Source organism: bacterium (assembly GCA_028821235.1).
In the GTDB taxonomy this organism is placed as follows: Bacteria; Actinomycetota; Acidimicrobiia; order Spongiisociales; family Spongiisociaceae; genus Spongiisocius.
The window spans coordinates 39,316-58,528 of record JAPPGV010000017.1 but is presented as its reverse complement, the minus strand read 5'-3'; the positions used below and the strand labels follow the sequence as shown (position 1 = coordinate 58,528).

20 protein-coding genes are annotated in these 19,213 nt (G+C 66.7%); 6 read left to right on the top strand and 14 right to left on the bottom strand.

The features are described from left to right. Positions 1-29 precede the first annotated feature (29 nt). Entirely contained in the window at positions 30-485 is a 456-nt protein-coding gene (locus OXK16_01835; protein ID MDE0374687.1) for a redoxin domain-containing protein, read from the top strand. A 188-nt stretch (positions 486-673) separates the two neighbouring features. On the opposite strand, the gene tatA is transcribed toward OXK16_01835, so the two are convergent. The 3 genes from tatA to OXK16_01820 all read right to left on the bottom strand — a co-directional run bounded on the left by tatA (position 674) and on the right by OXK16_01820 (position 2,591). Further along, the gene (gene tatA, locus OXK16_01830) at positions 674-895 is read right to left on the bottom strand and encodes a twin-arginine translocase TatA/TatE family subunit (GenBank protein ID MDE0374686.1); all 222 of its coding nucleotides are present in this window, start codon (positions 893-895) and stop codon (positions 674-676) included. 87 nt (positions 896-982) lie between these two features. Continuing rightward, positions 983-2,299 carry a hypothetical protein gene (locus OXK16_01825; protein ID MDE0374685.1) on the bottom strand — a complete coding sequence of 439 codons (1,317 nt, stop codon included), beginning with the start codon at positions 2,297-2,299 and terminating at the stop codon, positions 983-985. A 34-nt stretch (positions 2,300-2,333) separates the two neighbouring features. Beyond that, positions 2,334-2,591: a WhiB family transcriptional regulator gene (locus OXK16_01820; protein ID MDE0374684.1), complete on the bottom strand. Its 258-nt coding sequence runs from the start codon at positions 2,589-2,591 to the stop codon at positions 2,334-2,336. Between the two features lie 172 nt (positions 2,592-2,763). On the opposite strand from OXK16_01820, the gene OXK16_01815 reads away from it, so the two are divergent. From OXK16_01815 to OXK16_01800, 4 genes are read left to right on the top strand one after another with little or no spacing between them, the layout of a single operon-like run. Continuing rightward, complete coding sequence (locus tag OXK16_01815; protein MDE0374683.1) at positions 2,764-3,507, top strand: succinate dehydrogenase cytochrome b subunit; 744 nt, start codon at positions 2,764-2,766, stop codon at positions 3,505-3,507. A gap of 20 nt (positions 3,508-3,527) precedes the next feature. Then, positions 3,528-5,438 (top strand): fumarate reductase/succinate dehydrogenase flavoprotein subunit, encoded by a 1,911-nt coding sequence (locus tag OXK16_01810; protein MDE0374682.1) that lies wholly within the window; start codon positions 3,528-3,530, stop codon positions 5,436-5,438. Between the two features lie 10 nt (positions 5,439-5,448). Further along, positions 5,449-6,210 carry a succinate dehydrogenase/fumarate reductase iron-sulfur subunit gene (locus OXK16_01805; GenBank protein ID MDE0374681.1) on the top strand — a complete coding sequence of 254 codons (762 nt, stop codon included), beginning with the start codon at positions 5,449-5,451 and terminating at the stop codon, positions 6,208-6,210. A 24-nt stretch (positions 6,211-6,234) separates the two neighbouring features. After that, a complete protein-coding gene (locus OXK16_01800) occupies positions 6,235-6,624 on the top strand; it encodes an SCP2 sterol-binding domain-containing protein (protein MDE0374680.1) in 390 nt (129 codons plus the stop codon). A 44-nt stretch (positions 6,625-6,668) separates the two neighbouring features. Here the strand turns inward: OXK16_01800 and OXK16_01795 are convergent, their stop codons facing one another. From OXK16_01795 to icd, 3 genes are all read right to left on the bottom strand, one after another. Next, the gene (locus OXK16_01795) at positions 6,669-6,944 is read right to left on the bottom strand and encodes an HU family DNA-binding protein (protein MDE0374679.1); all 276 of its coding nucleotides are present in this window, start codon (positions 6,942-6,944) and stop codon (positions 6,669-6,671) included. Between the two features lie 123 nt (positions 6,945-7,067). Next, positions 7,068-8,015, bottom strand: a complete 948-nt coding sequence (gene mdh, locus OXK16_01790; protein ID MDE0374678.1) for a malate dehydrogenase — start codon at positions 8,013-8,015, stop codon at positions 7,068-7,070. A gap of 23 nt (positions 8,016-8,038) precedes the next feature. Next, positions 8,039-9,310, bottom strand: a complete 1,272-nt coding sequence (icd, locus tag OXK16_01785; protein ID MDE0374677.1) for an NADP-dependent isocitrate dehydrogenase — start codon at positions 9,308-9,310, stop codon at positions 8,039-8,041. Between the two features lie 87 nt (positions 9,311-9,397). Between icd and OXK16_01780 the strand changes: the two genes are divergently transcribed. After that, positions 9,398-10,447 (top strand): hypothetical protein, encoded by a 1,050-nt coding sequence (locus tag OXK16_01780; GenBank protein ID MDE0374676.1) that lies wholly within the window; start codon positions 9,398-9,400, stop codon positions 10,445-10,447. Here OXK16_01780 and folD read toward each other — a convergent pair. The 8 genes from folD to pcrA form a co-directional block, all read right to left on the bottom strand. Further along, the gene (folD, locus tag OXK16_01775) at positions 10,444-11,304 is read right to left on the bottom strand and encodes a bifunctional methylenetetrahydrofolate dehydrogenase/methenyltetrahydrofolate cyclohydrolase FolD (GenBank protein MDE0374675.1); all 861 of its coding nucleotides are present in this window, start codon (positions 11,302-11,304) and stop codon (positions 10,444-10,446) included. The two genes, OXK16_01780 and folD, sit on opposite strands and share 4 nt — an antisense overlap. A gap of 13 nt (positions 11,305-11,317) precedes the next feature. Beyond that, on the bottom strand, positions 11,318-12,847 hold the full coding sequence (gene purH / locus OXK16_01770) for a bifunctional phosphoribosylaminoimidazolecarboxamide formyltransferase/IMP cyclohydrolase (protein MDE0374674.1): 1,530 nt from the start codon (positions 12,845-12,847) through the stop codon (positions 11,318-11,320). A gap of 66 nt (positions 12,848-12,913) precedes the next feature. After that, positions 12,914-13,798 carry a succinate--CoA ligase subunit alpha gene (sucD, locus tag OXK16_01765; GenBank protein MDE0374673.1) on the bottom strand — a complete coding sequence of 295 codons (885 nt, stop codon included), beginning with the start codon at positions 13,796-13,798 and terminating at the stop codon, positions 12,914-12,916. Further along, positions 13,795-14,940 (bottom strand): ADP-forming succinate--CoA ligase subunit beta, encoded by a 1,146-nt coding sequence (gene sucC, locus OXK16_01760; GenBank protein MDE0374672.1) that lies wholly within the window; start codon positions 14,938-14,940, stop codon positions 13,795-13,797. Before sucC ends, sucD begins: the two co-directional genes overlap by 4 nt. A gap of 11 nt (positions 14,941-14,951) precedes the next feature. Beyond that, on the bottom strand, positions 14,952-15,260 hold the full coding sequence (locus tag OXK16_01755; GenBank protein ID MDE0374671.1) for a type II toxin-antitoxin system prevent-host-death family antitoxin: 309 nt from the start codon (positions 15,258-15,260) through the stop codon (positions 14,952-14,954). 20 nt (positions 15,261-15,280) lie between these two features. Then, positions 15,281-15,673 (bottom strand): cobalamin B12-binding domain-containing protein, encoded by a 393-nt coding sequence (locus tag OXK16_01750; GenBank protein MDE0374670.1) that lies wholly within the window; start codon positions 15,671-15,673, stop codon positions 15,281-15,283. A 17-nt stretch (positions 15,674-15,690) separates the two neighbouring features. After that, positions 15,691-16,851: a transaldolase gene (gene tal, locus OXK16_01745; GenBank protein ID MDE0374669.1), complete on the bottom strand. Its 1,161-nt coding sequence runs from the start codon at positions 16,849-16,851 to the stop codon at positions 15,691-15,693. Positions 16,852-16,985: 134 nt separating this feature from the next. Continuing rightward, complete coding sequence (gene pcrA, locus OXK16_01740) at positions 16,986-19,208, bottom strand: DNA helicase PcrA (GenBank protein MDE0374668.1); 2,223 nt, start codon at positions 19,206-19,208, stop codon at positions 16,986-16,988. Positions 19,209-19,213 lie beyond the last annotated feature (5 nt).

Genomic DNA, 19,213 nt, shown 5'->3' with positions numbered 1-19,213 from the left:
GCCCGGATTCCAACCCAACGAGGAGTGACATGACCATCGAGATAGGACAGCCCGCACCGGCTTTCTCACTGCCGGACACCAACAACGAGCAGATCACCCTGGAGTCCCTGCGCGGCAACAAGACCCTGCTGGTGTTCATCCCGTTCCCGTTCACCTCGGTGTGCACGGGTGAGCTCTGCGAGCTGCAGGAGAGCCTCGGACAGCTGGAGGAACTCGGATCCAATGTGGTAGCCATCACCTGCGACACCCGGTTCGCCAACGACGCGTGGGCCAAGCAGGAAGGGATCGAGTACCCGGTGCTGAGCGACTACTGGCCACACGGGGAGACTTCCAAGGCCTACGGTGTCTTCAGCGACTCCTTGGGCGCTGCCATGCGCTCCACCTTCGTGCTGAACGCTCACGGGACCGTGACCGACGTGATCCGATCGGAGGAGATCCTGGTCGCCCGCCAATTCGAGGACTACCTGACCGCCCTTTCGAACTGATCCGGTGGTCAGCGGTCAGTGGATGTCGTAACTCAGGAATGACCCGGGAAACCCACCAGGCTCAACGGCTGCAGTAAATCTGATTGGCCCCGGTGACCGTCTGGCCACTGGAAAGCGGCCAGCGGCCCCTTCTGCGGGCGTCAGCAGCTGCTAGTCAGTGGAATCCAACAGCAACTAGCAACTAACAACTAAGTCTCGGTGCCGGAAGTGGTGGTGCTGGAGTCGGAGATCGTCGTGGTGGGTGCTGCCTCGTCCTGCTCCTCGGTGCGGCCCTCTTCGATTCCCTTACGGAACTCTCGAGCCGAGCTGCCGAGCGAACGCGCCAGTTCCGGAAGCTTCCTGGCGCCGAACAGGAGCAGGATTACCACGAGAATAACGATGATCTCGCCACCTTGGATCTTGGGAATCATCCGTAGTCTCCCTTCCCTTGGACCGCATGATAACAGCGAAGCCCGATCAACACCTTGGGCACTCCGGACGGCACACCAACGTGGTGGCTAATTCCCGACCCATGCCCTCCACGCGTCGATCGCCTCCTCAATGGCCGTCTCTTCGAGACCGAGCGCAGCAGCGGCCAGCGGGATCAACTCCGAGTTGGGTGGTGACACTTCGTTCTCGACCTGGTACGCGAGCCGGTAGTCTTGGTACCTACGGAAGACTTCCATCTGCTCGTCCGTGGGCAGCAGCGACCAGTCCTTCTCGATGGTCCTGTCAACCACCTCGTGGTTATCGTAATTGCCCCTGGTCACCTCGCCGGCCCGGTTCCAGTCGCCATAGGGCGCGTCGGTCCATCTGCCGAGCGGGGGGACGCTCTGGCCATGGCCCTCAGGGAAGCGAACGAAGTCGATCACCAGGGCTTGGTACTCGCGTGAGAGCCGGTACTCGGTGGCCAGCCGTATACCCAACTGCGCCAACTGATCCTTGGTCGTTCCGGTCTCTACGGAGACGGTCAGCCAGAGTTGGACCGGGTCGGTATCTTCTCCTCCGATGTCCACGATTGAGTGTTCGACAGCCGCCGGCAAGGTGGTCGTGGTGGTGGTCGTCGTGGCGTCGGTGGTAGTGGGAGCTGCGGAAGTAGTGCCAGTCGTCGCGGCGGCCGCGGTCGTAGTGGTCGTGGTGGTAGCCACCGTGGTCGCCACCGTGATGGTCGGAAGATCGATGGGGCCACCCACGTCGATGATGTCGACAATGCGGCTCACTGCTCCGTTGAAGCGCTCGAACGCGACGATGAAGTCGGAGAGCGCGGCCCGGCGCCGCTCCCCGGTATCGGGCGACCTCAGCCCGGCCAGCGCTTCCACCGCAGCATCAGCCATCTCGCCGGAGGCCTCCCAAGCCGTCTGATGCTCCACGGGAAGGCCGAACTCGGTGGGCGGCTCCACCAACCCGATAGCGTCCCGCAACTGGCGGGTCCGGTCCCTGACGGCCACGAGGGCCGCCTCCGTCTCGGGATACGTGACGCCCGTTACCGATCGATTGTCCCAGTCGTTGTTGGCCGCTCGCATGTCGAGCGCCACCTGGCCGGTGGCCACGGCGATGTTCCGGATCTCTTCGAGATAGGCGAGAACGGTCGGCCCAGGAAACTCCTCGTCGGGGACCGTGGTGGTCGTGGTCGGCGCGGTGGTATCCACCTGCGGTGCCGCGGCGGTCGTGGTCGTATCCAGGATTACCGCAGTCGTCGTATCCGGCGCCGTGGTGTCGGGAGCGACTTCCTCGGGATCGTCGGAACAGGCGGCCAGGGCGAGCGCGAAGGCACAGAGGAGCCAGAGCGCGCGGTTGCGGGCAAGGGAGGCAATCGGGGAAGGTGTCATCCTCATACTGTAACTGCGAGCCCGAGGAATTGGGAAATATTCACGAAACGGCGCGCTGCAGTGCCTCGGCTGCTCGCTGCTTGCGGATCTTCCTCCGCTCCCGCTCTGACAGACCACCCCAGATGCCGAACTTCTCCCCCCTGGTCACGGCATACTCGAGGCAGTCGACCCGGACCTGGCATTCGGCACAGATCTGCTTGGCAGCCCGAGTGGACGCGCCGCGGTCCGGGAAGAAGAGGTCGTGATGAGCCCCGAGACAGTTGGCGTATTCCTTCCATCCAACCTGCTCGACGGCCAGAGCGTCAATGAGTTCGCGCCGCAACCTCTACCTCGACTTACACACGCGCAATTACGACATTGTAATATAACCGGTGCCCGCGCCGGACGTCAAGCCCGGCCGCGGCTCACGAAGCTCGCGACGGCACGCCGAGCGCACATTGGAGGAGGCGGGGAGCCGGTAAGGTAGCGCCATGCTCAACCTGAGGCGAGCCGGACGCGAGCGGGCCCGGCGGGCACCCTGGATCGTGTCCATCTACCGCACCGACACCGGCAAGAAGTACGCCATGGCGATCAGCGGCGTGGTCCTCCTGTTGTTCGTGCTGGGCCACATGATCGGCAACCTCCACGTCTTCGAGGGCGCTCATGGAGGCACCTTCCGCATCGATGAGTACGGCGAGGGCCTGCGCGATCTGGGCGAACCCCTCTTCCCCCGCACCATGGTGCTGTGGGCGTTCCTGCGGATCCCCCTGGCAGCCGCCTTCCTGATCCACATCCACGCCGCCTTGGCGCTGACCCGTAGCAACCGGGACGCCAGGGAGACCAAGTACCAGTCACCGCGGGACTACCTGGCCGCCCGCTACGCCAGCCGGACGATGCGCTGGAGTGGAGTAATCGTGCTCCTCTTCCTGGCGTGGCATCTGGCGGACCTGACCCTGGGGGTCGAAGCTGTCAACCCGGAGTTCGTCCGCGGGTCCGTCTACCACAACCTGGTCGCGAGCCTGAGCCGCTGGCCGGTGTGGATCCTGTACGTGGCGGCTCAGGTGGCTCTGGCCTTCCACGTCTGGCACGGGGCGTGGAGCCTGTTCCAGAGCCTGGGCATCAGCAATCCCCGATTCAACCGTTTCCGCCGGACCTTCGCCCACGCCTTCGCCACGGTGGTGGTGGCCGGTTTCCTGGCCGTGCCGGTCGGCGTCGCCCTGGACATCGTCTCGTAGGACGGTCGGAGAGCTACCGCATGCTGGATGCCAGGATCCCGTCGGGGGCGATCAACGAGCACTGGGACAACCACCGGCACTCGATAAGCCTGGTCAGCCCGGCCAACAAGCGGCGCTTTACCATCATCGTGGTCGGCACCGGGCTGGCAGGAGCCTCAGCGGCCGCCACGCTGGGCGAACTCGGCTACCGGGTCAAGGCGTATACCTTCCACGACTCGGCCCGCCGGGCGCATTCCATCGCCGCCCAGGGAGGCATCAACGCCGCCAAGAACTACCCCAACGACGGCGATTCCATCCACCGCCTGTTCTATGACACCGTGAAGGGCGGCGACTACCGGTCGCGCGAGTCGAACGTCTACCGCCTCGCCCAGCTCTCGGTGGAGATCATCGACCAATGCACCGCACAGGGCGTTCCATTCGCCAGGGAGTACGGCGGACTCCTGGCTAACCGTTCCTTCGGCGGGGCTCAGGTCTCACGCACCTTCTACGCCCGCGGCCAGACCGGCCAGCAACTCCTGCTGGGGGCGTACCAGGCGATGATGCGCCAGGTCGACCGCGGCACGGTGGAGCTGCACACCCAGACCGAGATGCTGGACGTGGTGGTGAAGGACGGCCGAGCCGTTGGCATCGTCACCCGCGACCTGGTCAGCGGGGAGATCGCTTCCCATCCGGGGCATGCCGTGCTCCTGGCCACGGGCGGCTACAGCAACGTCTTCTACCTCTCCACCAACGCGATGAAGTCCAACGTGACCGCGGTGTGGCGCGCCCATCGCCAGGGCGCCCTGTTCGCCAACCCCTGCTACACGCAGATCCATCCCACGTGTATCCCCGCCTCGGACGAGTTCCAGTCCAAACTCACCCTGATGTCCGAGTCGTTGCGGAACGACGGACGGATCTGGGTTCCGGGCCGGGCGGGCGACACCCGGCCGCCCGGTGACATCGGGGAGTCGGACCGGGACTATTACCTCGAGCGGCGCTACCCGGCCTTCGGCAACCTGGTACCCCGCGATGTGGCCTCCCGGGCCGCCAAGGTCGAGGTGGACCGGGGGAAGGGGGTCGGGCCTCTCGCCAACGGGGTATACCTGGACTTCGAGGAAGCCCTGGGGCGGCTGGGACAGGACACCGTGCGGGAACGGTACGGCAACCTCTTCGACATGTACCACCGCATCACCGGCGAGAGCCCCTACGAGACGCCCATGCGCATCTATCCCGCCATGCACTACACGATGGGCGGGCTCTGGGTGGACTACAACCTCATGACGACCATCCCGGGGCTGTACGCGCTCGGAGAGGCCAACTTCTCCGACCACGGCGCCAACCGTCTGGGCGCGTCCGCGCTGATGCAGGGCTTGGCGGACGGCTACTTCGTCGTCCCTTACACGGTTGGCGACTACCTGGCGCCGCAGCTGGGAGAAGGCCTGGTCCCGAGCAACGATGCGTCGTTCGTCGAGACGGAGAGGCAGGTGGCCACCCGGACCGAGCGCTACCTGTCCATCGGGGGATCACGGTCGGTTGACTGGTTCCACCGGGAACTGGGGAAGGTGCTGTGGGAGTACTGCGGCATGGAGCGGACCGGGGACGGGCTGCGCCGGGCTATCTCCGACATCGACTCCCTCAAGGAGGACTTCGACCGGGACCTGCGGGTTCTGGGCACGAGCAGCACCCTCAACCAGTCCCTCGAGAAGGCAGGGCGGGTGGACGATTTCCTGCAGCTGGCTCGCCTGATGTGCGTGGACGCCCTGCACCGCGAGGAGTCCTGCGGCGGCCATTTCCGGGTAGAGCATCAGACAGATGACGGGGAGGCGAGGCGCGACGATGCCAACTTCTCCTACGTGGCGGCGTGGGGCTGGGCCAACGGCCACGAACCCATCCTGCACCGGGAGCCCCTGACCTTCGACCACGTCAAGCCGGCCCAGCGCAGCTACAGGTAGGAGGGACCGGATGCATCTGACGTTGCGGGTATGGCGGCAGGACGGTCCGGGAGTAGAGGGCCGGTTCGAGACGTACGAGGCCGCCGGCATCCACCAGGACATGTCGTTCCTGGAGATGCTCGACCTTGTCAACGAGCGGCTGGTAACCGCAGGTCATGAACCGATCGCCTTCGACCACGACTGCCGGGAGGGCATCTGCGGATCGTGCGGTCTGATGATCGACGGCCGGGCGCACGGACCGCAGGGGAGCACCGCCACCTGCCAGCTCCACATGCGGGAGTTCTCGGATGGTGACACCATCGTCATCGAGCCCTGGCGGGCCACCTCCTTCCCTATCGTCCGCGACCTGGTGGTGGACCGGGGGGCATTCGACCGGATCATCGAGGCCGGCGGCTATATCGGCGCCCCGACCGGATCAGCGCCCGAGGCGAACCTGACGCCGGTGCCGAAGGAGACATCCGACGCCGCCATGGACGCGGCGGCATGTATCGGATGCGGGGCCTGCGTGGCGGCCTGCCCCAACGGAGCGGGCCAACTTTTCACCGCCGCCAAGGTCGCCCACCTCAACCTGCTGCCGCAGGGCCAACCGGAGCGCTGGATGCGAGTCGAGCGTATGGTGGAGACCATGGAGGAGTACTTCGGCTCCTGTTCCAACCACGGCGAATGCGAGCCTGCCTGTCCCAAGGGGATCTCGCTGGATAACATCGCCCTGATGAACCGTGACTACCTGCTGTCCAAGATACGCAACCGAAAGCTGGGAGGGCAGCGGTGATGGCGAATCCCGGAGGTAGCCCCCGTGGCAGTTAGGTTCCTGAGCGCCGAGTGGGCCGAGCAAGTGACGGAGGCCGTGCGCGGCCATCCCGGCTTCGGTGGCGCCGTTGAGGACATCGAGTTCTCGGTCCAGTTCGAGATCGACCAGGTCCCCGATGGGGCTGCCGGCCGTTACTACCTCGACGTGGCCGACGATGACGCCTCCCTGGCGATCGGAACCCTGGGGCAGGCGGATCTCACCGTTAGGACGGACTACGCCACGGCTGCTGCCATATCCCAAGGTACGCTGAAGATCCAGAGCGCCTTCTTCAGCGGGAAGCTGGCCATCTCGGGCAACGTGGCCAAGCTGCTACTGAACCAGCGAGCGCTGGATCATCTCGCGGATGCCGTCTCCGGACTCGAAGTGGAGTATTAGTTTCCAGTTCGTACCCACTAGTAACTAGGGACTACCAACTATAACTAGTTATTGATACGGTCCTTGAGGGCTTTCGAAGGCTTGAAGGCGGGGGATCTGGTGGCTGGGATCTCGACTGCCTCACCGGTCCGAGGATTGCGACCGGTCCGAGCCTTGCGCTGCCGCACCGCGAAGGTGCCGAACCCCGTGATCCGGACGTCCGCTCCCTCCCGGAGCGCCCCGGCGATCGTCTCGAACACCACGTTGACGCTCGCCATAGCCCGGCTCCGGGACGTTCCGGTCTCGTAGGCAACCACATCTGCCAGATCGCGTTTGTTCATCTTGCTTCCCTCATCGCCGGACAGTACGGGTCGGACACCAAGGCCGACCGTGACTATAGGAGGATGCTGAGGACGGAGTCGGCATGGGCGGCCACGGCTCGATCCGGGAGTTCCGTCGCACCCTCAGGCGCCCAGGATCGCTTCCATCTCCTCGATCTTGTCGCGCACCGCCTCAGCTGCGGCGTGGAGACCGGCTCGTTCGGTAGCGGTCAGGTTGAGTTCGACCACTTCTTCCACACCCGCGGCGCCCAGACGGGCCGGTACGCCCAGGTAGATGTCCGACAGCCCGTATTCCCCCGTGAGCCAGGCACACACCGGCGTCACCCTGCCCTCGTCGTTGAGGATCGCCCGGGCCATGAGCGCCGCCGCAGACGAAGGGGCATAGAACGCGCTTCCGGTCTTCAGGTAGCCGACGATCTCCGCGCCGCCACCCCGGGTTCGCTCCACCAGTGCATCGATCTCCTCCTGGGCAAGTATCTCCGGGAGGGGCTGGCCGTCCACGAAGCACCGGGACGGCACGGGGACCATGGTGGCGCCGTGGCTACCGAGGGTCAGGGCCTCGACCGAGAGGATGTCCACCTCGAGGCGCTCGGCGATGAAATGGGCGAAGCGGGACGAGTCCAGCACGCCGGCCTGTCCCATCACCCGGTGGCGAGGGAGGCCGCTCACGTCGGCGGCCAGGACGGTCATCTGATCCAGCGGGTTGGTCACCACGATGATGGTCACATCCGGGGACCGATCGACCAGCTCCCTGGTGACCTGCCGGACGATCTTGGCGTTGACCGCCAGCAGGTCCATGCGGGACATTCCCGGCTTGCGAGCCAGCCCGGCCGTGATGATCCCGACATCGCTCCCCGCCGTCTCTTCGTATCCGTTGGAGCCGATCACCCGGGTGCGGTACCCCTCGACCGGACGCGACTGGTTCATGTCCAGCGCCAGACCCTGGGGCAGCCCCTCGACGATGTCGGTCATCACCACCTCGTGGGCGATGTCCATGGCCGCCAGCCGTTGCGCAGTGGTGGAGCCGTACTTCCCAGCGCCTACGACTGTGATCTTCTTCGATCGGGTCACGTCCGGTTCTCCCTCATCGGATCCTACATGTAGGCCCGGATATGGCTGGGCGCCCGGCGGGTACCGCTCATGGCGGCGTAGCGTTCGATGATCGGCATCCGCTCCACCAGGGCGGCAGCGAACTCGGAGGTCCGCACCTCGGTGGAGTACTTCATCAGCCGGGCCAGGTCGTAGGTGACGACCCGATCCCCTATCACCGCCTCCAGGCTGGCCTCGATCAGATCGGCTGCACCCCTCCACCCCATGTAGCGGAGCATGTTGGCGCCTGACAGGATCACCGAGCCCGGATTGACCTTGTCCAGACCGGCGTACTTGGGGGCGGTGCCGTGGGTGGCCTCGAACACGGCATGGCCGGTGGCGTAGTTGATGTTCCCGCCCGGCGCCAGGCCGATGCCCCCCACCTGGGCGGCCAGCGCGTCCGACAGGTAGTCGCCGTTCAGGTTGGTGGTGGCGATGACGTCGTAGTTGGCGGGACGGGTCAGCACCTGCTGCAGCATGGCGTCGGCGATCACGTCCTGGACCAGGATCTTGTCACCCGGCTCTCCCCCGCACTCGTCCCAGGTGATGGTCTCCGCGGGGAACTCCTCCCTGGCCACCTCGTATCCCCAGTTACGGAAGGCGCCCTCGGTGAACTTCATGATGTTGCCCTTGTGGACGAGGGTGACGGACCGCCGCCCGAACGTCACGGCGTACTGGATCGCGGCGCGCACCAGGCGTTTCGAGCCACCGTCCGAGATGGGCTTGATGCCAACGCCGGAATCGGGCTTGATCTTCCAGCCGAACTCATCGGCCAGGAACCCGATCAGCCTTCCGGCCTCGGCGCTGGCCTCCTCCACCTCCATACCGGCGTACACGTCCTCCGTGTTCTCGCGGAAGATGACCATGTCCACGAGGTGCGGGGTACGGATCGGAGAGGGAATACCCCGGTACCAGCGAACCGGTCGGAGGCAGGCATACAGGTCGAGGGTCTGGCGGATCGTGACGTTCAAGGACCGGATACCGCCTCCGACCGGGGTGGTGAGGGGGCCCTTGATACCCACGAGGTATTCCTGGAAGGTCTCGATCGTCTCGTCCGGGAGCCACTCGCCGCTCCTCTTGAAAGATGTCTCTCCGGCGTAGACCTCGTGCCAGGCTATCCGGCGGCCTCCACCGTAGACATGCTCGACCGCGGCATCGAACACCTGCCTGGCGGCTCGCCAGATGTCCGGTCCGATCCCGTCGCCCTCGATGAAGGGAACGATCGGCTCATCTGGAACCTCCAGCCCCGCTTCTCCCATAGTGATGCGGTCCGGCATGGCAACTCCTGTCTGTGCTCAGTCCCCTATTCCCAACCGCCGCGAGCCTAGTGACTCGGGAGGGAAGGTCGCCGGTATCCTGCCCGCATGTCCCGCCTACTGCATCTGGTCGAGTTGGGCATCCCCCTCCACCACCGGTTCTCCAACTCCCAGGCGGCCATCTCGGAACGCCGGGTCGTCCTGGTGGGGATCACAGAGGACGGGATCACCGGCTGGGGGGAGGCGGCGCCTTATCCCGGCTACACGCCCGAGACCGTAGAGGATGTCTGGGAAGCGCTGACCGCCACGGGCGGAGGCGTGTTCGACGGTGACCGCACCGAGATCCCCGCTACCGCCTCCGCCGCTCTCGGGCAGGCTCGGACAGACCTGGCCGCCCGGCGGGATGGTATCCCGCTGTGGTCCTATCTCGGTGGGTCGGGCCGGCCCTCGATGGCTTGCGCAGCGATCGGTGTCCAGGAGTCACCCCACCTGCTGGTGGCCCGGGTCGAAAGGATGGTCGAAGCAGGCGCGAGGCAGGTGAAGATCAAGATCGAGCCCGGGAGGGATGTAGATCACCTGCGGGCGGTTCGCGAACGGTTCTCCGGCTTGACGGTCGCCGCGGACGCCAACGGCAGTTACCGGCCGAACGACCCGTCACTGGCAGAGCTCGACGATCTGGGACTGGCCTACCTGGAGCAACCGCTGCCGGCGTGCGACCTGGACGGCCATGCCGGGTTGCGCCGGCGCATGGGGACGCCGATCTGCCTGGACGAGCCGGCCACGACCGCGGAGGCCGTGGAGCGGATCATCGGGCACGACGCGGCCGACCTGGTGAGCCTCAAGCCGGGCATCCTGGGCCCGGTACCCACGCTGAGGGCCATCGAGGTGCTCTCCTCGGCCGGTGTGGGCGTCAAGATCGGTGGCCTGGTGGAGACCTCGGTGGGACGGGCCCACGCCCTGGCCCTGGCCTCCCGTCCTTCGGTCTCCTACACCGACATGGTCCCCCCGCTATGGCTGCTCGCAGCGGACCCGTCCCCTCACGAATGGGGGGTCGTGAATGGGCTCCTGTTCCCGCTCGACGAACCTGGCCTGGAGGTGCGTACCGGCGAGGCGCCGGTGTCCGCTTGTGTCAGCCGAACGGCCGACTTCGCCCTCTAACTACGCGCGCGCATCCCGGAGGCTACGGCGGTGTTATGCATCAGCATGGCCACGGTCATGGGACCGACCCCGCCCGGTACCGGGGTGATGGCAGCCGCCACCTCCGCCACCTCGTCGAACTTGACGTCACCCACCAGAGTGCCCGACTCGGTGCGGTTGATGCCGACGTCGATGACCACGGCTCCCTCGCGCACGTGGGCGCCGGTAACCATCTCCGGCCTGCCCACCGCCACCACCAGGATGTCGGCCCGGCGGGTAACACCGGCCAGGTCCTTCGTGCGGGAGTGGGCGATCGTCACCGTGGCGTCAGCGCCGCGCGCCGCCATGAGCAGGGCCAGGGGCCGGCCCACCAGGAAGGACCGTCCCACCACCACCACGTTCGCTCCCCGGAGCGGGATGTCGTAGTGCTCGAGGATGCGAAGGCATCCGCTCGGCGTGCAGGGGGCGAACACGGGACGGTCCAGAACGATCATCCCCAGGTTGGTCGGATGGAGGCCGTCCACATCCTTGGCCGGATCGATCTCGATCGTGGCGCTCTGGTCGTCCAACCCCGCCGGGAGCGGGAGCTGGAGCAGGATGCCGTCTACGGACGGGTCCTCGTTCAGGCCCCGGAGGAGGGTGACCACCCGGTCCTGGGACACATCATCGGAAAGCTCGTGGTGGACGGAGCGGATGCCGACCTCCGCTGCGCGCCTGCGCTTGGAACGAACGTAGGCGGCAGAGGCCGGGTCGTCCCCCACCAGGACAGTCGCCAGGGTGGTCTCCTTGCCCCCGTTGCCCAGGGCGCCCACCCGTTCGGCGGTCTCGTCCAGCACCGCTCGCGCCACTGCTTTGCCATCGAGGATCTGTGCGCTCATCTCGTTCCCCTCATCAGTGCCGGAATCGTCGCTTGCCGGTGAAGATCATCGACAACCCGAGGCGGTCGGCCGCCTCCACGACCGCCCGGTCGTTGACCGAGCCGCCGGGCTGGATGACCAACTCTACGCCCCCGGCCGCGGCCGCCTCTATCCCGTCGGGGAACGGGAAGAACCCGTCCGAGGCGCACACTCCGCCCGCGGCGCGTCCGCCCGCCCTGGCGACTGCCATCTCGACCGCTCCCACCCGGTCCTGCTGGCCTCCGCCGATCCCCCAGGCGGTGCCGTTGCTTGCCAGGACGGCGGCGTTGGAGGCGACGTGGGCGGCCACCTGCCACGCGAATGCGGCATCCTCCACCAGATGGCCCGGATCGCGGCGGCTCACCACCCGCCATGCCGACCTGTCCGATGAATCGGGCGATGCAGCCTGCACCAGCCAGCCCCCTTCGATCTGCCGCAGCGTCCGGCCGGCACGCCGCGGAGTCGGAGCTGCGAGGACCCGCGTGCCGGCTCGCCGGGCCCGGATGCGCTCGACCACCCCCTCGGCGTAAGCGGGGGCGATGATGACATCCGCTTGCGGCGCCCCGTCCATCAGCGCCGCCGTCTCGAGATCCACCGGCCGGTTCAGAGCCACCACTCCGCCGAAAGCAGCCCGCTCATCGCATGCCAGCGCCCTCCGGTAGGCGCCCGCCGGATCCTCCCCGACGGCGGCGCCGCACGGCCCGGCGTGCTTGATGACCGCGGCCGCCGGCCGATCGCCGAGGTCGTGGACCAGGGCCCAGGCCGCTCCGGCATCCAGCAGGTTGAGGTAGCTCAGCGCCACGCCACCGTGCTGGACCACGGCGTTCCACCAATCCTCGGCATCATCCGGTGAGGCGTGTCTTCCGATGCGCCGGTAGCTCGCGGCCGGTTGATCGGGGTTCTCTCCGTAGCGGAGCACCCCGGCCCGCTCCAACGAGAGGTGAAGCGTCGGCGGGAGGAGAGCTTCGTCGTCGAGTTCGTCTAACCAGCTCACGATCGTTCCGTCATAGGCGGCGGTGCGGGCGAAGGCCTTCCTGGCAAGCGTCTCGCGCGTCGGTCCAGACAGCCACTCCCCGGAGCGGATCTCGTCGAGAACGGCCGGGTAGTCCGACGGATCGCACACCACCCCGACATGGCGATGGTTCTTGGCCGCCGCCCGGATCAGGGCCGGACCGCCGATGTCGATGTTCTCCACGCCCGGCTCGGCCTCGAACGGGTAGAGGTTGACCACCACCAGGTCGATCGGCTCGATCCCGTACCGTTCCATATCGGCCCTGTGGTCCGGGTCCGATCGGTCGGCCAGGATGCCTCCGTGAACCTTCGGGTGGAGCGTGACCACCCGGTGGCCCAGCATGACCGGCGAGCCGGTGTGGTCGGCCAGGTCGATGACATCGAGACCCTCCCCGGCCAGGACAGCAGCGGTGCCGCCGCTCGCCAGCAACTCCCATCCCGCATCGACCAGGCCGGTAGCGAATTCGGCCAGGCCGGACTTGTCGAACACCGACAGGAGCGCTCGGCGTTTCAAGCTCGCCACCCGCCGGGCCGGAAGGGTGGTCGGGAGATCGGCCTCAGCAAGCCGGCGTCCGGACCATCAGAGACCGGCGACCACTTCCACCATGAGGCGACCGGCCTCCGAAGGGCTCTCCCCCACCCGCACACCGGCTCCGCTCAGGGTCTCGATCTTGGCGGCGGCGGTCCCCTTCCCGCCCGAGACGATGGCGCCGGCATGGCCCATCTTCTTGCCGGGAGGAGCAGTGATCCCGGCGATGTAGGCAACCACCGGCTTGGCCATGTGCTCGGCGATGAAGGCGGCCGCCTCCTCCTCCGCCGAGCCGCCGATCTCCCCGATCATCATCACCGCCCCAGTCTCGGGATCGTCCTCGAAGGCGGCCAGGCAGTCGGTGAAGGAGGTTCCGGGTACCGGATCACCGCCGATCCCCACGCAGGTGGTAACCCCGATCCCGGCCTGCTTCAGCTCGTAGAGGGCCTGGTAGGTGAGGGTGCCGGAGCGGCTGACCAGCCCTACCGGGCCGCCGGGCAGGGCGATGTCGCCGGCGGTGATTCCGACGTTGGCCTTGCCGGGGCTGATCAGACCGGGGCAGTTGGGACCGATCATCCGGACCTCGGGGTGGTCGCGTCGGAGCTTGCCGTAGAGCCAGGCCTCGTCCTTGGCGGGCACACCCTCGGTTATCACCACCACGAGGGTCACCCCTCCCTCGGCTGCCTCCACCACGGCGCCCCTCACATGCGGGGCGGGAACGAACACGCAGGAAACATCGGCGCCCGTGGCCTCGACGGCGGCGCCGACCGTGGCGAACACCGGGATGCCCTCCACCGAAGTCCCTGCCTTGGACGGGTTCGTGCCGGCCACCACCCGGGTGCCGTAGGCGCGGTTCCGGAGGGCATGGAAGCGGCCGGCCCGGCCGGTCAGCCCCTGGTAGACCACCCGGCTGCGCTCGTTCAGCCAGATGCTCATGCGCTCCCCGCTATCTCCACTGCCCGGGCGGCGCCGCCGGACATCGATCCGGCCATCATCAGCATCTCCGAGAGGCGCGGAGCCACCATCGCCCGGCCCTGGTCGGCGTTGGTGCCGTCCAGCCGCAGAACAATGGGCGCTCGCAACTCGACCCGATCCAGCGCGTCGAGGATGCCCTGGGCCACCACCTCTCCCTGCACGATCCCGCCGAAGATGTTGATGAATATCGCCTTGACCGCCGGGTCGTTGTTGATGACCCGGAGTGCGGCGGCCATGGTCTCGACATCGGCTCCGCCGCCTATGTCGAGGAAGTTGGCGGCCGCGCCGCCGGCCTGGGCCACCACGTCCACCGTGCTCATCGCCAGCCCGGCGCCGTTGGCGATCACGCCCACCGTTCCGTCGAGCCCCACGTATTGGAGACCCCGGGCATGGGCAGCCGCCTCGCGCTCATCCCTGGGTTGGGTGGCGTCGTAAGCGCGGTACTCGGGATGACGGAACACCGAGTTGTCGTCCAGGGTCACCTTCGCATCAAGGACCCTTACGTGTCCCTCCGGCGTCAGGATCAGGGGATTGATCTCGACCAGGTCGGCGTCTCCCTCCACGAAGGCCTCGTAGAGCCTGAGCAGCACCTCCACCAGCTCGTCGGCGGCGGACTCGTCAAGCCGGGCGTCTCGGACCCACGTCCGGGCGGCTGCTTCCCCGAGACCATCGAGAGGATCCACCCATATCCTGGCGATGCTGCCGGGATCCGATTCGGCCACCGCCTCGATGTCCACGCCACCCCGCGATGACAGCATGCCCAGATAGCTGCGGGCGGAACGGTCCAGGGTGAAGCTGGCGTAGTACTCGGCGGCGATCCGGGCAGCCTCCTCGACGAGCACACAGCCCACCGTATGGCCCCCGATGTCCATGCCGAGGATGGAGTCGGCGGCGCTGGCCACTTCCTCCCCGTCCCCGGCGAACTTGATCCCGCCGGCCTTGCCCCGACCTCCGATATGTACCTGGGCCTTCACCACGACCGGAAATCCGAGCCGGTCCACGATCTCACGCGCCTCAGGCGCTCGTCGAGCTACGAGACCAGGCGATATCGGAAGCCCGTAGCGACCGAAGAATTCTTTTCCCTGGTACTCGAGGAGATCCACGAAGCGTGATTCTAGGTTGGTGCCACACGGCCTCCATCAGTGGAGACGGTCGCCGTCACGCCTACCCAACCTGCTCCCGGTCTCTGTGGCTTCTCGCTCGTCAGGAGCCGGATATCCTCAGCCAGGCAGGGATCGGCTTGGTAAGGCAAGACTTCGCGGAGGAACCGATCACGCGACATCCATGCCGGTCGACTGGCAACCGGTACCAACTCGGCGACCGGACGTCCCCGAACGGTGACCGTGATTCGTTTGCCCTCGGCCACGCTCTCCAAAAGCGCTCCAGTGCGATTGCGTAACTCCCTGGAGGCAACTTCTCTCATGCGTGTCCCGGCTTCCAGTCCTAACGGGAACGGACGTTGGACTCCACCCATCCGGTCACATCGGCAAGCGGGGTTCCTGGTGTGAAGATCGCCGCGATCCCCTGTTCCTTGAGCAGTTCGGCATCGCGTTCGGGAACTATTCCACCGCCGAATACCACGATGTCGCCCGCATCCCGCTCCCGGAGCAACTCCACGACCGCCGGGAAGAGCGTCATGTGAGCGCCGGAGAGGGCGGAAAGGCCGATTGCGTTCACATCCTCCTGGATGGCGGCCTCCACTATCTGGGCCGGGGTCTGGTGGAGTCCCGAATAGATGACCTCGTTCCCCGCGTCTCGAAGCGCCCTGGCCACCACCTTGGCGCCCCGGTCATGGCCGTCCAGGCCGGGCTTGGCAACCAGGATGCGTAGGGGCATGCGATACTCGGCGCCCGTCACTTACCGGAGGCGGCGGACAGGGCTCGTTTCCGCTCGATGTCGTCGACCATCTCACGGAAGGAAGCCGCGAAACTGCTCACGCCGTCCCGCTCCAGCTTGGCCGCCACGTCGTGGTAATCGACCCCCACCGTCTCGAGGTCCTCCAGCACCATCACACCGTCCGCCATCTGGTTGATGCCGAGCACTTCCGGGCTGTCCGGACCATGGTCCTGGTAGGCGGCGATAGCCGTTTCCGGCAGCGTGTTGACCGTCTCGGGCGCCACCAGGGTGTCGATGTACAGGGTGTCGGAGTAGGCCGGGTTCTTGGTGGAGGTGGACGCCCAGAGCGGCTTCTGCACGTTGGCCCCGTGCCGGCGGAGCCGCAACCACCGGTCGGACGAGAATGCCCGCAGGAACTCCAGGTAGGCGACACGGGCGTTGGCAACCGCGCTCCGGCCGGCCAGCGCGCCCGCCCGCGGCGTGCCGATAGCACCGAGGCGCTTGTCCACCTCGGTGTCGAAGCGGGAGACGAAGAACGAGGCCACCGAGTTGACGGCTGCCGGGTTGCCTCCCGCCTCCCGGAACCGCTCCAGGCCGCTCATGTAGGCGTCGATCACGGCCAGGTAACGCTCCAGCGAGAAGATCAGGGTGACGTTCACCGATATGCCTTCCGCGATGGCCGCCTCGATGGCCGAAAGGCCTGCCCGGGTCGCGGGAATCTTGATGAGTAGGTTGGGCCGGTCGACCCTCTTGACCCAGTCGCGAGCCTCCGCGACCGTGGCCTCCGCCTCGTGAGCCAACTCAGGTGACACCTCGACCGACACGAACCCGTCCAGACCACCGGACCGGCGATGGGTGGGCGCCATCACGTCGCAGGCCCGGCGGATGTCGCGGGTGACGACCGCCGTATAGATCTCGTCGACATCGGCGTCGTGGGCAACCAACTCGTCGATCTGGGCGTCGTAGGAGTCGCCGGACAGGATCGCCTTGGCAAAGATCGTGGGGTTGGAGGTGACCCCGCTGATCCCCGCTTCTACGTACCGCTCCAACTCGCCGGACCGCAGCATCTCCCTGGAGATGGAGTCGAGCCATACCGACTGCCCCAGCACCCCGAGGGCTGCCAGCCTCGAGTCATTCCCGCCGAACACGTCCTGCCTCCCCGATCTCGTGTGGGTCACCCCCAGGTGACTCCCTCACCATGCCCACCCAACGGTAATACGATCGCCGCGGTCAGTGGTCAGAGGCCCGTGGCCCGTGCTCAGTCCATTCCAATACAAACTAGCAACTACTAACAATAAACTAGCAACCAGATCTAGACCTTCTCCAGCGGGGCCCAGTGAACGAGGAGCCGCTTGGTGCCCTTGGTCGGGAAGTCCACCTCGACCTGGGCGCCGCCACCGGTGCCCTCCACGCTGACCACCCGGCCGATTCCCCAGACGTCATGTCGCACCCGATCGTCCACTGCCAGGTCGGTACCGAGCCGCGCCCGGCGGCGCCCGCCGATCGACTCCCGGCGGTGGTCCCTCAGGCGCCTGCCCAGCTTGTTGACCAGGCCGACCGGTATCTCTCGCAGGAACCGGGAGGGTGGGTTGTAGGTGGACATCCCGTACAGCAGGCGGGACCGGGAGGCTGACAGGTAGAGGCGCTCCTGCGCCCGGGTGAGACCCACGTAGCAGAGCCGGCGCTCCTCCTCGAGCTCGTCGTGGTCGGTAAGGGCCCGGGCGTAGGGGAAGATCCCGTCCTCCATGCCCACGATGAACACCACCGGGAACTCGAGGCCCTTGGCGTTGTGCAGGGTCATGAGGGTCACCGCGCCGCCTTTGTCATCCAACTCGTCGGTATCGCTCACCAGGCTGACCGACTCGAGGAACTGCTCCACCAGGCGCATCCCGTCCGGTTCTTCCCCCTCATCCGGCAGGGCGGCCAGTTCGAACTCCTCCGCGCCGGAGAGAAGCTCGCGCAGGTTCTCGGCCCTCCCCTGAGCCTCGACGGTGCCCTCGGCCTCGACCACCTCGAGGTAGCCGACCTCCTCCAGCACCGCCCTGACGGCTGCCGCCGGACCGGACGCGGCATGGCCGGCGACCTTTTCCAGATCGAAGAGAAAGGAGTCGATGGCACTGTGGGCCCGCTTCGCCAGCGAGTCGTTCTCCGCGTGGCGCCGGGCCGCCTCGAAGAAGGTGGTCTCCTCCGCCTCGGCGAACCGGGCCAGCCAGCCGATCGTCACATCGCCGATGCCCCGCCGGGGCAGGTTGATGATCCGGCGCACCGACACTTCGTCGGCCGGGTTGACCAGCACCCGCAGATAGGCCAGCACATCCTTGATCTCGCGCCGCTCGTAGAAACGCACCGTGCCGATCACGCGGTAGGACACACCGAAGCGGGCAAAGCTCTCCTCCACGGCCCGGCTCTGGGCGTTGACCCGGTAGAACACCGCCATTCGCGACAGGTCGAAGCCCTCTCTCGACAACTTGCGGATCTCCTCGGCCACGAACCCACCCTCGTCGGCCTCGTCCTCTGCGGTGTAGAGCGCGATTGGAGCACCCTGGCCGAGGTCGCTCCACAGCCGCTTGGGCTGGCGGCGACCGTTGTGGGAGATCACCGCGTTGGCGGCTTCCAGGATGGTCTGGGTGGAGCGATAGTTCTGGTCGAGCACCACCACCCGAGCCTGGGGATAGTCCCGCTCGAAATTGAGGATGTTGCGGATATCGGCCCCACGGAACGCGTAGATCGACTGATCGGAGTCGCCGACCGCGCAGACATTCGCCCTCTCCCCGGCCAGCTGACGGACCAGCACGTACTGGGCGCGGTTGGTGTCCTGGAACTCGTCGACATGCAGGTACCGGAACCGCTCGCGGTAGGACTCGAGCACGTCCGGGAAGGCGTCGAACACCTCCGTGGCGACCATGAGGAGATCGTCGAAGTCTATAGCCGAGTTCTTCAACAGCTGCTCCTGATAGAGCCGGTAGATGTCGGCCTCGATCTCGTGACGGAAGTTCCCGCCCTGCTCGGAAAAGCTCTCGTAGTCCACCAACTCGTTCTTGGCGTTGGAGATCTTGGCCCGCATCGCCCGGGGCTGGAAGCTCTTCGGGTCCAGGCGCAGATCCCGGATCACACGGGTGATGGCCCGGAGCGAGTCCTGGGCGTCGTAGATCGTGAACCGTGACGAATAACCCAGCCGGGGCGCCTCCCTACGGAGGATCCTCACGCACGCGGAGTGGAAGGTGGATATCCACATCCCCTTGGCCCTCGGACCCACCAGACTCCTAACCCGCTCCTTCATCTCGCCGGCCGCCTTGTTGGTGAAGGTGATGGCCAGGACCTCCCACGGCGCCACCCCGAGGTCGCGTATCAGGTGGGCAACCCGGTAGGTGAGCACCCTGGTCTTGCCCGAGCCGGCACCGGCCACCACCAGCACAGGACCCTCGGTGGCGGCCACCGCCTCCCGCTGGGTCGGGTTGAGATCGGCGAACAGCGGAGAGTCCGATGGGTCGTTCGGAGCAGCATCGGTTTCGATCAACTGGACCATCCCGGTCATGTTAA

What these genes read in the sequence shown, in the direction of transcription:
- OXK16_01835 (MDE0374687.1), top strand. Translation starts at nt 30, where the DNA reads ATGACCATCGAGATAGGACAGCCCGCACCGGCTTTCTCACTGCCGGAC.
- tatA (MDE0374686.1), bottom strand. Translation starts at nt 895, where the DNA reads ATGATTCCCAAGATCCAAGGTGGCGAGATCATCGTTATTCTCGTGGTA.
- OXK16_01825 (MDE0374685.1), bottom strand. Translation starts at nt 2,299, where the DNA reads ATGAGGATGACACCTTCCCCGATTGCCTCCCTTGCCCGCAACCGCGCG.
- OXK16_01815 (MDE0374683.1), top strand. Translation starts at nt 2,764, where the DNA reads ATGCTCAACCTGAGGCGAGCCGGACGCGAGCGGGCCCGGCGGGCACCC.
- OXK16_01810 (MDE0374682.1), top strand. Translation starts at nt 3,528, where the DNA reads ATGCTGGATGCCAGGATCCCGTCGGGGGCGATCAACGAGCACTGGGAC.
- OXK16_01805 (MDE0374681.1), top strand. Translation starts at nt 5,449, where the DNA reads ATGCATCTGACGTTGCGGGTATGGCGGCAGGACGGTCCGGGAGTAGAG.
- OXK16_01795 (MDE0374679.1), bottom strand. Translation starts at nt 6,944, where the DNA reads ATGAACAAACGCGATCTGGCAGATGTGGTTGCCTACGAGACCGGAACG.
- icd (MDE0374677.1), bottom strand. Translation starts at nt 9,310, where the DNA reads ATGCCGGACCGCATCACTATGGGAGAAGCGGGGCTGGAGGTTCCAGAT.
- OXK16_01780 (MDE0374676.1), top strand. Translation starts at nt 9,398, where the DNA reads ATGTCCCGCCTACTGCATCTGGTCGAGTTGGGCATCCCCCTCCACCAC.
- folD (MDE0374675.1), bottom strand. Translation starts at nt 11,304, where the DNA reads ATGAGCGCACAGATCCTCGATGGCAAAGCAGTGGCGCGAGCGGTGCTG.
- sucD (MDE0374673.1), bottom strand. Translation starts at nt 13,798, where the DNA reads ATGAGCATCTGGCTGAACGAGCGCAGCCGGGTGGTCTACCAGGGGCTG.
- OXK16_01755 (MDE0374671.1), bottom strand. Translation starts at nt 15,260, where the DNA reads ATGAGAGAAGTTGCCTCCAGGGAGTTACGCAATCGCACTGGAGCGCTT.
- OXK16_01750 (MDE0374670.1), bottom strand. Translation starts at nt 15,673, where the DNA reads ATGCCCCTACGCATCCTGGTTGCCAAGCCCGGCCTGGACGGCCATGAC.
- pcrA (MDE0374668.1), bottom strand. Translation starts at nt 19,208, where the DNA reads ATGACCGGGATGGTCCAGTTGATCGAAACCGATGCTGCTCCGAACGAC.